Source organism: Oceanobacillus sp. FSL K6-0127 (genome assembly GCF_037983385.1).
GTDB lineage: Bacteria > Bacillota > Bacilli > Bacillales > Amphibacillaceae > Oceanobacillus > Oceanobacillus profundus.
The window spans coordinates 374134-386356 of sequence record NZ_CP150287.1 but is presented as its reverse complement, the minus strand read 5'-3'; the positions used below and the strand labels follow the sequence as shown (position 1 = coordinate 386356).

Below are 12223 nucleotides of genomic sequence, written 5' to 3'. Positions count from 1 at the left end.
TCATGAAAAATACATCAAATGTGTTACTTTTATCCGTCTAATGTTAAGTATATCCTATGAATAAACAAAAAGTAGATTTAAAATAGAGATAATTTCAGAATACAATTTTAATCCATATTAATTGTATTTCATAAAAAGTACTAATTTTTTGTTTGTAAGCGCATTATTTGAGTTGAGAAAATAGCATGTTAAATATCCTTGCTTCTCCATTCAAGTAGGAAAGAAAGGAGCAACACGATGAGTCAGAATGATGTCGAAAAAAAAGAGTCGAAGTTATCTAAAGTTCTTGGAGTGATCTCCGGAAGTTTTGCGCCAATTATTGGTGTACTTGCGGGTGCGGGTCTGTTAAAAGCAGCCTTATCCGTCTTAAGTCAGCTTGGTTGGCTTTCAAGTGAAAGCGGTACCTATATTGTCTTATCGGCTGCCGGGAATTCTATATTTTATTTCCTTCCCGTTTTTCTTGGTATTACCATTGCAATAAAGCTAGGCGGAAATGGATATGTAGGCGGAGCAATTGGAGCAGCTCTTTTAACTCCTGAAATTATTAACCTTGTCGATGCTGGTGTTGAAACCGTTAACTTTTTAGGTCTACCAGTCAACTTGGCAGACTATTCATCAACCGTATTTCCGATTTTTATTGCCATGTTTGTTTATGCAGCATTAGAGAAATTTTTGAAAAAAATAATATATAAAGATATCCAAATGTTTATCAACCCGCTTATCTCTTTAGTTATCCTGGTTCCATTAACGATGCTTATCTTTGGTCCTTTTGGTAATCTAGTTGGAGAAGGTCTTGGTAGCATTATAACTTTCCTTAGTGATAAAAGTGGACTGTTGGCAGGAGCGGTTCTCGGTGGTACATGGACATTCCTTACGATTGCAGGATTGCACTGGACAATCATTCCACTTGCTATTGCCAACCTGGCGAATGGTCCTGATCCGATCATCGGCATGGCAGCACCAGCTGTATTTGCTCAAATCGCGGTCGCAATCGCCATCTTTATCAAAACGAAGGACAATGAACTGAAATCACTTGCTGCAAGCGGGATTCTGCCAGGTTCACTTGCTGGTACGACAGAGGCAATTTACTACGGAATTCTCTTGCGCTTCAGAAAAACGATTATTTATGTCGTTATTGCCGGTGCAGTTGGAGGAGCAATTAATGGAGCATTTGGTGTCGTGATGAATGACTTTGTTCTTCCAAGTGTCCTGTCCATACCCGCATTCTCGCCTATCAGTCAGCATTTAGTCGGAATCGGAGTAGCCTTTGTGTTAGGATTAATCTTCCCATTTATACTGGGTTATCAAGGGAAAAATGATGTTACTGCTCATCTGAAAGTGATCAAGCCAGAAACAATTACTAGTCCATTAAAAGGGAATGTTATCCCTTTAACGGAAGTAAATGAGCAACTCTTTGCTACAAACACAGTCGGAAAAGGAGCTGCAATCCAACCGATCGAAGGAAAAGTATACGCTCCTGCGGATGGCGAAGTTACGACTTTATTCCCTACACAGCATGCGATTGGAATCACGTCAAACAATGGCGCAGAGATTTTAATTTACGTAGGTATAGATACCGTGAAGCTGAATGGGCAATATTTCAAAGTACACGTCAAGCAAGGGGATCAGGTGGAAAAGGGTAATCTATTATTAGAGTTTGATATAAAAAACATTGAAAAAGCTGGATATGACATCACCACACCTGTTGTCATTACAAATACAGAGGAATATACCAATATCGATGTTACCAAAGAAGCGTCTGTATCATCGGAAAGCAGTTTAATGAAGCTGGATCTATAATATGATGTTGAACGGGGTTTCTGTGATTAGACGATGAAACTGTTTATTTTAACTGAATCGTATTCAAATCAGAATTAAAAAATAGAGGAGGAAATTCACATGACACAAAAACAACCAAAACTGGTAGTAAGAAACAAGCAGCTTATTGAAGAAAGCGGTTTAACATTCAAAGATTTAAATAACAATGGAAAACTTGACCCTTACGAGGATTGGCGATTAAGTCCGGAAGAACGGGCGAAAAATCTAGTTACTTTAATGAATATGGATGAAAAAATTGGGATGATGCTAATTAACACGCGCAGGATGGGTCTTTATCAAGAGGATAAAAGTAAAACAAGCCATGATGGTGTGTTAGATGAAGCTATTGTGGAAAAGGGTGAAAGTATCTTTGCCACCAGTAAAGTATATGGAACGACCCATACAATCGAGGATAGACATTTACGTCATTTCATTTTACGAGATAATTTTAGCCCAGCAGAAACAGCAGAATGGATTAATACGATGAATGAAGTTGCAGAGGAAACACGCTTAGGTATTCCAGTTATCGTTACGTCCAATTCACGAAACGAAAATGGTGAATCTATCTTTGGAATGAATGATGCAATTGGTATTTTTTCTACATGGCCAGGCACATTGGGGCTTGCAGCAGCAGCGATGGGTGATATTAAAAAGGGCGAGGATGCTTCCGTAATCAGTGAATTTGCCAAAATAGCTCACGAAGAATGGAATGCAACCGGTTTAAGAAAAGGTTATATGTATATGGCCGATGTTGTCACAGATCCAAGATGGCAGCGAACATACGGAACGTTCGGGGAGGACCCGGAATTTATTGCAGACGCAATTGGCAGGATTATTGAAGCATTCCAAGGAAAAACGTTAGGCAAAGAGAGCATTGCGATGACAACGAAACATTTCCCTGGCGGTGGACCAAGGGAAAATGGGTTTGACCCGCATTATAAAGAAGGGAAATGGAACCTTTACCCAACTCCGGGAAGTTTAGAAAAGTATCATCTTCCACCGTTTAGAGCGGCTGTTGAACATGGAACGTCTTCCATCATGCCTTATTACTCGATTCCAAGCATCAAGAAGAGTGTGTATCAGGAATTTGAGGGCGAAGATATTCCTTTCGAAGAGGTTGGATTTGCATTTAATCATTATTTCCTTCAACATATTCTGCGCGAAAAACTGGGCTTCAAAGGCTATGTTAACAGTGACAGCGGTATTGTTAACAATATGAGCTGGGGCGTTGAAGATTTAAGTATCGCAGAGCGTTTTGCTAAAGCGGTTAATGCAGGGACAGATATCATTGCAGATACAAATGACATTGAAAACCTAAAGGCAGCAGTAGATAATGGCTGGATCAGTGAAAAGCGTATTAATGAAGCAAATGAAAGATTGCTTACCGAAATGTTTGCATTAGGTTTGTTTGATGACCGTACGTACAACTCACCAGAAAATGCGGATAAGGTAGTAAGTACACCTGCGCACTGGGATGCAGCGTATGAAGCACATAAAAAATCAGTTACCATTTTGAAAAACTCAGAAGAAACACTGCCATTAACAGCGGACAAGCTGGAAGGTAAAAAAGTGTATATGAAAGCCTACCATAAGGACACAGAACATGCTGCGACGTATACGGAGCAAGCATTGGCTGGTGCAAAGGAATTGGGTCAATTTGAATTAACGGACGCATATGAAGAAGCGGATATCGCCATCTTGTTCTTGCAGCCAAAATCTGGAACTTATTTTAATGCAACACCAGGACTTCTCGAGCTCGGTTTATGTGAAAATAAACCCTTAAAAGCGTTGGATGGTGCTCCGTATACAGAAACGACGTTAAGTGAAATCGAGCATTTGAATAAAGTAGCAGAGAACATCCGCAGCCGCGGCGGCAAAGTTATTATCAGTGTCAATGTGATCTTGCCATGGATTCTTGGAAATGTAGAACCATTGGCAGATGCCCTGGTTGCCGGGTACGATACATTCTTCAAAGCACAGCTTGAAGTAATGGCTGGAAACCATCAGCCAACAGGTGTCCTGCCGTTGACATTACCAGCAAGTGAAGAAGTGATTGCCGTCGATGAAGATGGTAATTGTAAATCAAGAAATGATGTACCTGGCTATGACAAGGATAAATATATGCCAGAAGGAATGAGCTATGCCTATAAAGACAGAGACGGAAATGTGTATAAACTAGGACATGGTTTACAGTATAATGGATGAGGATAGTGAGAGGGGCTGACCGGTTCAGTTCCCCTCCACGAGTTTAAATAGCTGCAGATTAAGCAAGAGTAAATCGTATTGTATAGAATACGGTTTACTCTTTTTTGGTAATAAATTATTGTAAAAAAACAAACATTTTCACATTTACCTATTGAACCAAACGTAACGTGTTGTTTTATACTTAAGATAAATAAAAAGGGGTGAGGAAAATATACACGATTGGGAAACTATCCAAGAACACAGGGGTAACCGTCAGAACACTGGATTACTATGATGAAATTGGTTTGATCAAACCTTCATCTAAAACGGATGGGGGGCATCGTTTATACAGTGAAGATGATGTGATGAAGTTAGAACGTGTTTTAGCATTGAAATATATGGGATTCTCGCTGGAACAGATTAAAGATATATTGGAGAATTCAACGTCGAATTGGCAGGACTCAATCCAACACCAATTAGAACTGGTTAAACGAGAACAGGAACGTTTAAAAATGTTAGAACAAGCCCTTCTTGGCGTAGCGTATTCCATTGAATTTGAAGGGGAAATCAATTGGCCAGTCATTTTCAGCATTATCCAGTTGTATCAACACGATCCCGGAGATGTCTTAGAGCAATATAAAGAATACCTAAACGAAGATGAAATGAAGAAAATTATCGACATGAATGCTGCAAACATGAGTGAGGAAGACATCAAGGAATGGTTAAAGGTTATTGGTGATATCCGAGATAACCTTCATCTTGATCCAAACTCAGAAGAGGCGGAGCAGCTCGTCCTATGCTGGGCAAACCAAGCAGATAAAATGTTTGGGCAGGATGAAGAATTGCTTGGAAGCATGTGGGAAGCGCTGCAAAACCTACAGGAGGGTATCGCATTTTATCCAATGGACAAAGATGTGATTAATTTTATTAAACGTGTCGCTATTGCAAAGGGGGAGTCAACGAATGATTCTTAATGTAGAGGCTGTAACAAAAGGATTTACGGGTCGTCGGAAAAACAAGATGATCGCTAATGATAATATCTCCCTTCATATTGATGAAGGTGAAATATATGGGCTTCTCGGCCAGAATGGAGCGGGGAAAACGACGTTAGTGAATCAAATTTTAGGGCTAATCACCCCTGATTCTGGTGATATTCAGCTGTTGGGGAAATCGGTACTTCAGTCACCAGCAAGGGCTCGATCCATTTGCTCTGTCCAGCCACAATCCCAAGTACCACTCGGTTTTCTTACCCCGAAGCAGGCAGTTACACTGATTGGAAAAATGCGTGCAGGGAAAAAGTTTGACGCAAAGCGGTTAGATACACTTTTTGAGGCATTGGATATGGGGGAGTGGGCAAATAAGGAAGGCGAGAAATTATCGGGTGGTGCAAAAAGACTAACCGCCTTTTGTATGGCAGTCATTGCCCCTGGCAAATTAGTGATTCTGGATGAACCTACAAACGATGTAGACCCAGTTCGCCGGCGTTACCTTTGGCAGGTGATACGTAATCTAACCAATGATGGCACTTCGGTTATTTTAGTCACGCATAATGTGCTGGAAGCTGAAAAAGCGGTTGATCGGGTGGCAATCATCAATAAGGGGAGAATTCTCACGCAAGGGACACCTTCTGAAGTGAAAAGTTCAGTAAGTAACCAAATGCGTATCGAACTAAGTTTAGCTAGTGAGTTAGATATCGAGATTCCTAGCTGGGCGCTTTCCTCTCATAAGAATGGCTCTCGACTATTTTTTGCTATAGATCCTCAAGAAGTAACAGCAACGATAGAATGGGCAAAGCGGCAAGTTGATTTAGGGCTCATTATGGACTATTCCTTGTCTCCTGCGACAATTGAGGATGCTTATATCGAGTTGACTTCTAAAAAGGCGGTGGGATTATAATGAATGTATTAAGCCATTACAAGTACGTCTTTCAGATGCAATTTCTTAGAAACGCAGGTTTTTTAGTGTTTATGATTCTTATTCAAATCTTGATATCCATCGGCATTGTGATCGGCTTTACCTATCTTCTCCCAGCCCCAGATACAAATTCGATTCTTTTTCTAGCTACAGGAGCACCAACGATCATTCTAATTTTTACGGGCTTAGTAATTTTACCGCAGCAGGTTGGTACTGCCAAATCAGATGGCTATATGGAATTTATGCGTACATGGCCAGTTAATCGCGGTGTCATTCTTGGAGCAGATACAACTATTTGGCTAATCATCACGCTGCCAGGAATTATCATTTCATCCATTGTGGCACACCTCATGTTTAGTCCAGGGTACGACATCTCTTGGACGGTAATTCCAGCCTTACTCATGATTGCATTAACATCTATTGGTGTTGGCTACGGATTTTCCTATCTCTTGTCACCGACAGCTTCCCTTGCTCTTTCACAAGTCATTGTTTTTGGAGCACTCATGTTTTCACCGGTAAATTTCCCCTTGGAGCGGCTGCCAGAATGGCTTCAAGCCCTTCATCAGGTACTTCCGATTTATTCGATGGCAGAAGTAATGCGGGCGTCGCTCGCTGCGTCTACCTTTGAGGCGACTGCCGGGAATTATATTAACTTATTGATTTGGTGTGTGCTGGGGTATGGTGGAGCTATATTTATTTTGAATAGGAAGTGACGTGCTTCCCATGTGAATTTTTTATCATTAAATCCCGAAAATACGTCACCTTCACATTTTTATTAGAGTATTGTATAATGATAACTGTTAATTAGATTTCAATGAATAAAACGATAAATTAATTCGAGGTGCTTTTTGTGAGTGCGGTAGGTTCTAAATAGGAAAAATTAAATGAAATAAATTTGTGGACTAAAGGGGATTTTTTAGAAATCACACCCTTCGTTTAGTCATGGATTTATTTCAATACCTATGAAGATACCTACGATACTTTATAAAGCGTGTAATATTAGGAGTTAGCTATACTTTTTTAGATAGCTTATTTCCATGTATTTGCATATTACACATGCCTTGTGAATGTAAAGAAAGCTGCGGTATCTCCGCAGCTTTTTTGTGTTTATTTTTTATTATGTAAAGCTTCATTGAAGTCTAATGGGTAGGTATCTTCATGTATGATAAAAATAAGTCATAGTGAGGAGCATGGAAAGTGAATAAGATGACGTTTGAAAAGCTGCAATATAACGAGTTAAAAGGAATAGTTAAATCGTATTGTGTAAGTGGATTAGGGAAGAAAATGTTAGATAAGTTGAGACCAAGCTCAGATATAAAGGTAGTTAAAAATCGTTTAAATGAAACGACTGAGGCACGTGCAATATTAGATGCAGTAGACCATGTGCCATTTTTCGGGGTATCCAATATTGAGCATATCCTTCAAAATCTCGAAAAAGGCATGATTCTTGATCCGAGCGAATTGGTTAGTGTATCCGATTTCTTAAGAGGCTGCAGGAAAATTAAAAAGTTTATGCTGGATAAAGCATTTTTTGCACCAGTAATCGCGTCGTATGCGAATTCAATGTCCGAGTTCAAAAATGTGGAAGAAGAGGTTGATTATTCAATCAAAGGAAATCGTGTAGATTCCGCTGCAAGTAAAGAATTAAGACGAATACGAAGAAGTATTGAATCAGTCGAAGAGAAAATTAAAGAGCGCTTAAATAAGTTTTTAAATAGCAGTACCAATAAAAAGTATATTCAAGAAACCTTTATTAGTAAGAAAGGCGATCGATATACAATACCAATTAAAGCTTCCTATAAAAATCAAGTACCAGGGACAATTATTGAAGTTTCTTCTAAAGGATCAACGGTCTTTATAGAACCGAACACAGTGACAAAATTAAACGGAGAACTCGCAAGCCTGCAAGCTGAAGAAGCAATCGAGGAATATCAAATATTAGCTGCTTTATCAGGAATGATCTTAGAGAACATGTATGAGATCAAGATTAATCTCGAACTTATCAGCCAATATGATATGGTATTTGCAAAAGCAAAATTCAGCAAACATATTGGTGGAGTAGAGCCCAGATTAAATGATTATGGGTATATCAAATTAGTTCATTGCAAACACCCACTTTTATCAGGAGAAGTTGTACCGCTTGATTTTGAAATCGGAGAAAATTATCGTAGCTTAATTGTTACCGGACCAAATGCTGGCGGGAAAACGATTGTCCTCAAAACAATAGGATTATTAACTTTGGCGACGATGTCAGGCTTTCACATTAACGCAGATAAGCAAACGGAAATTTCGGTTTTTGAAAACATCTTCGTAGATATTGGTGACAACCAAAGTATAGAAAATGCACTAAGTACATTTTCATCTCATATGAAAAACCTATCGGAAATAATGATGGGATCCAATAATCATACACTTTTACTATTTGATGAAATCGGAAGTGGTACGGAACCGAATGAAGGAGCGGCACTTGCAATTTCTATTTTAGAAGAGTTTTATCATATGGGTTGTATCACGGTTGCGACAACACACTATGGAGAAATTAAACGCTTTTCGGAAATGCATCATGACTTTATGAATGCAGCAATGCAATTTAATAGTGAAACATTGGAACCAAAGTATAAGTTAATGATAGGTAAATCAGGGGAAAGTAATGCCCTTTGGATTTCTAAAAAAATGAATATACGAGAAAGTGTCCTGCAAAGAGCGAAAGACTATATGGAAAATAAAGACTATCGTTTAGAAAGTGTAGTTGAAAGTAAGAAAAGGAAGCCAAAGATTGATAAAGAGACAACCACAGAGAAGTATGAATATAAAAAAGGGGATCGTGTAAATTTATTGGACCATGATGACTTTGGAATTGTATATGAAGGGATAGACAATTTCTATAATGTTGTCGTGTTCTACAAAGGGGAATTTATGAAAGTAAATGTGAAGCGCCTCTCCTTAGAGCTGCAGGCGCAGGAATTATATCCAGTAGGATATGATTTAGAAACATTGTTTATCGATTACAATACGCGAAAAATGCAGCATGATATAGAGCGTGGTTCGAAAAAGGCACTTCGCAAAATCCAAAAAGAAATACGACAGAACAGGGAGTAATTTAACATGAATCGTATGATTAGACAAGAACTTCCAAAAGATTATAAAACGACAGAAGAAGTTGTAAAACAAGCATTTTTAAATGAACAATATAGTGACGGGAAAGAACATCAACTTGTAAATCGAATTAGAAAATCAAAGGCATTTATTCCTGAACTTTCATTAGTCGCAATAGGTGAAGACAAGGCGATGATTGGTCACATTCTGTTATCTAAAATTTCCATTGTAAATAATGATCAATCGGTGGAATCGTTAGCACTTGCTCCCGTGTCTGTGGTACCTCAGTATCAGAAAAAAGGAATCGGAAGCCAATGAATTCACGAGGGGTTAAAGAAAGCAAAAGCGCTTGGTTATCATTCAGTTATTGTATTAGGGCATAAAGACTACTATCCAAAGTTTGGATTTAAACAAGCACAATTATGGAATATAAAAGCGCCATTTGAAGTACCTGACGAAGCATTTATGGCTTTAGAACTAACGGAAGATTCTCTTGAAACGGTTCAAGGTGTCGTTCATTATCCGAAAGCATTTTCTGAGTAAATGATCATAGAGTCAGATTCTAAATCTACAATAGTTTAGAATCTGGCTTTAAACAAGGATTGACAATCAATCGACATTAATATCCTCGTCCCAATAGGATTGATTAGACTTGTTAAGATTCTTGGTTAACAGTTCAACCAAGAATTGAAATGGAAAGAATCGGAGAATCAGAAGCTGTCATTCGAAATAGATAGGGGTTTTCCTTTTTATTGAGTTTATTTGTATTTCAACTATGTATCTATCAAATTTCTTTTTCAACAGAACAATATGCCTTCCCCGCCGCAAAGACACCATTCTCGAAATTAACGCACCATCTCCACTGCTAAGACACCATACCCAAAATTAACGCACCATCTCCCGCTACTAAGACACCATCCCCAAAATTAACGCACCATCTCCCGCTACTAAGACACCATCCCCAAAATTAACGCACCATCTCCAGCTACTAAGACACCATACCCAAAATTAACGCACCATTCCCCGCCGCAAAGACACCATTCCCGAAATTAACGCACCATCTCCCGCTGCTAAGACACCATACCCAAAATTAACGCACCATCCCCCGCCGCAAAGACACCATACCCAAAATTAACGCACTATCCCCCGCTACTAAGACACCATTCTCGAAATTAACGCACTATCTCCCGCTACTAAGACACCATCCCCAAAATTAACGCACCATTCCCCGTCGCTAAGACACCATTCCCAAAATTAACGCACCATCCCCCGCCGCAAAGACACCATTCCCAAAACTAACGCACCCATCCCCCGCTGCAAAGACACCACTCTCAAAATCAGCTCCTACCTTTACATCTATATTTCAATTCTATTAAAGCCTACAGAAGAAATACCCTGCTATGCGTATTCTATATTAATTACACATAGGAGGCATTACAATGAAATACTTAACACTAATCACACTCGTAACTTTAGGATTAATCTTATTTACGAACGAAGTACATGCAAGCAGTCAGTATACGGTGCAATCAGGAGATGTTTTATCCGAGATTTCAAGGAATCATAATGTAAGTGTGGATTCATTGCTTGAATTTAACACTTTTCTTTCAGACCCAGATATCATTTATGCGGGTCAGACGCTTACCATTCCAGATGCAAAGGGAGAGACGTTTACAGTAACTGCTTATACAGCAGGCTATGAATCTACTGGAAAAGAACATGGAGATCCAGGATATGGTATTACAGCATCCGGTACGGAAGTGCAGGAGGGTCAAACAATCGCCTGTCCAGATTCATTATCATTCGGAACCAAGTTGTATATTCCTTATTTTGATAAAACATTTACATGTGAAGATAGAGGAAGTGCTGTTACAGAAGGTCGATTGGATGTATATATGGAAGATTTAGATGAAGCATTAGAGTTTGGCGTTAAAGATTTACAAGTACACTATTAGATTAACAGTTGGGGAGAAGTAGACTTTTCCATTTAGTGATGGTGAACATTTCTTAATTTAAAAAATTCATCATTTAGGAGTTGGAATAAAGCTGACTTGGCTAATTTAGCCTCGTCAACTTTTTTATGTTAAAAAGGGCAGGGGAATGACAACAATTGCCTGAGCTGGCATCAGAATCTGTTGGAAATGCTTGATGAACGAATGTTTACAGCTGTCCAATTGAACCAGTGCTGCCCATACCCTTTTTAATCCTTGCTCCATATCCGTGTGTTGAGATTCAAGTCATTAATGATACGGAAGAATAATATCAAATCATCATAAACAAGCTTAGACTGCTTTTCCATTGAGTCAAAAATACTCGGTTCGAAATAGTCCTTTTTATTGTATAAAAATAAACTGATAAATCGTTTTTTAAAAGCTATATCAATTGGGTTTCGATTTCTTTTTCGAAATGCAACTAAATCTTCCATTAAGTTGGCCGAAAGAATGTAGCGTGCTTCGAATTCACTTGTCGTTCGTACTTTAAAGTACTTATTGAATTCATCATTTTCCATTTTAATCGTAATTAATTTCTTTCCGCTCAGCATACGGTGGAAATGGTGCCTGAAATAACGCTTTAGATGCTGGAAACTAAAAAGCTTTCTATCACGTAAGATGGTATGCCCTTTAAAATGTTTATGGAAGTCTGCAAGATACAGGACGCCTTGATATCTTGTTTTTAACTTCGTATTTGATCTTCCTCTATAGTCTCTTACTTGTTTGAAGAGCTTTAGTTCAGAGAAATAGAAATCAGTAGAGCCTATTTTACCCTTTATTAAATCTTCACCAGATACGCGATCAATCCGATTTAAATAGAATAAGCCAGATTCACCAATTAAGAGATTATTAATTTTACCTTGGCTGAAGTATCCCCATTTCATCTCATAATTATGGTTATCCTCTGGCAGGTTAGCAGTTTCAAATAACGCTTTTAACAGATTCCTTACTACTTTGCGTTTAAAGGCCGTACGAAACGTTCCTAGTGTTTTAAAGAAACTAACAATACTTGTTATCGTTCCGAAGAAAAAAATAAAAGCAGCCAGCCATTGGATACCTGCGTTAGGAATAGAGAGACCAAAAATAGCAGGAATGATAATACTAGCAAAAAGGAAAATCCAGCCAAATATGTACTTTAGTATCGTTTTGAATCTGATTTTATTCATTTCATTTATATCATCTTTTAATAGATAAGAGATTTCATCATAGCTAGAAAACAT

8 protein-coding genes and 1 pseudogene are annotated in these 12223 nt (G+C 38.6%); 8 read left to right on the top strand and 1 reads right to left on the bottom strand.

Features of this window, described 5'->3' with window-relative positions:
- Window positions 1-237: 237 nt before the first annotated feature.
- From MHH64_RS01825 to MHH64_RS01790, 8 genes and pseudogenes are all read left to right on the top strand, one after another.
- The gene (locus MHH64_RS01825) at window positions 238-1800 is read left to right on the top strand and encodes a glucose PTS transporter subunit IIA (protein ID WP_340002572.1); all 1563 of its coding nucleotides are present in this window, start codon (window positions 238-240) and stop codon (window positions 1798-1800) included.
- Window positions 1801-1899: 99 nt separating this feature from the next.
- On the top strand, window positions 1900-4023 hold the full coding sequence (locus tag MHH64_RS01820; protein ID WP_340002571.1) for a glycoside hydrolase family 3 N-terminal domain-containing protein: 2124 nt from the start codon (window positions 1900-1902) through the stop codon (window positions 4021-4023).
- A 200-nt stretch (window positions 4024-4223) separates the two neighbouring features.
- The gene (locus MHH64_RS01815; protein WP_340002570.1) at window positions 4224-4976 is read left to right on the top strand and encodes a MerR family transcriptional regulator; all 753 of its coding nucleotides are present in this window, start codon (window positions 4224-4226) and stop codon (window positions 4974-4976) included.
- Window positions 4966-5898 carry an ABC transporter ATP-binding protein gene (locus tag MHH64_RS01810; protein ID WP_340002569.1) on the top strand — a complete coding sequence of 311 codons (933 nt, stop codon included), beginning with the start codon at window positions 4966-4968 and terminating at the stop codon, window positions 5896-5898. The genes MHH64_RS01815 and MHH64_RS01810 overlap by 11 nt, the downstream gene beginning before the upstream one ends.
- Window positions 5898-6629 (top strand): ABC transporter permease, encoded by a 732-nt coding sequence (locus tag MHH64_RS01805; protein WP_095310227.1) that lies wholly within the window; start codon window positions 5898-5900, stop codon window positions 6627-6629. Before MHH64_RS01810 ends, MHH64_RS01805 begins: the two co-directional genes overlap by 1 nt.
- Before the next feature lie 484 nt (window positions 6630-7113).
- Window positions 7114-9015: an endonuclease MutS2 gene (locus MHH64_RS01800; RefSeq protein ID WP_340002568.1), complete on the top strand. Its 1902-nt coding sequence runs from the start codon at window positions 7114-7116 to the stop codon at window positions 9013-9015.
- 6 nt (window positions 9016-9021) lie between these two features.
- A pseudogene (locus MHH64_RS01795) lies at window positions 9022-9555 on the top strand (N-acetyltransferase).
- An 896-nt stretch (window positions 9556-10451) separates the two neighbouring features.
- Window positions 10452-10967, top strand: coding sequence for a LysM peptidoglycan-binding domain-containing protein (locus MHH64_RS01790; RefSeq protein WP_118888272.1), 516 nt, complete (start codon window positions 10452-10454; stop codon window positions 10965-10967).
- Between the two features lie 245 nt (window positions 10968-11212).
- Here MHH64_RS01790 and MHH64_RS01785 read toward each other — a convergent pair whose 3' ends face one another.
- Window positions 11213-12223, bottom strand: coding sequence for a DUF3137 domain-containing protein (locus MHH64_RS01785; protein WP_340002567.1), 1011 nt, complete (start codon window positions 12221-12223; stop codon window positions 11213-11215).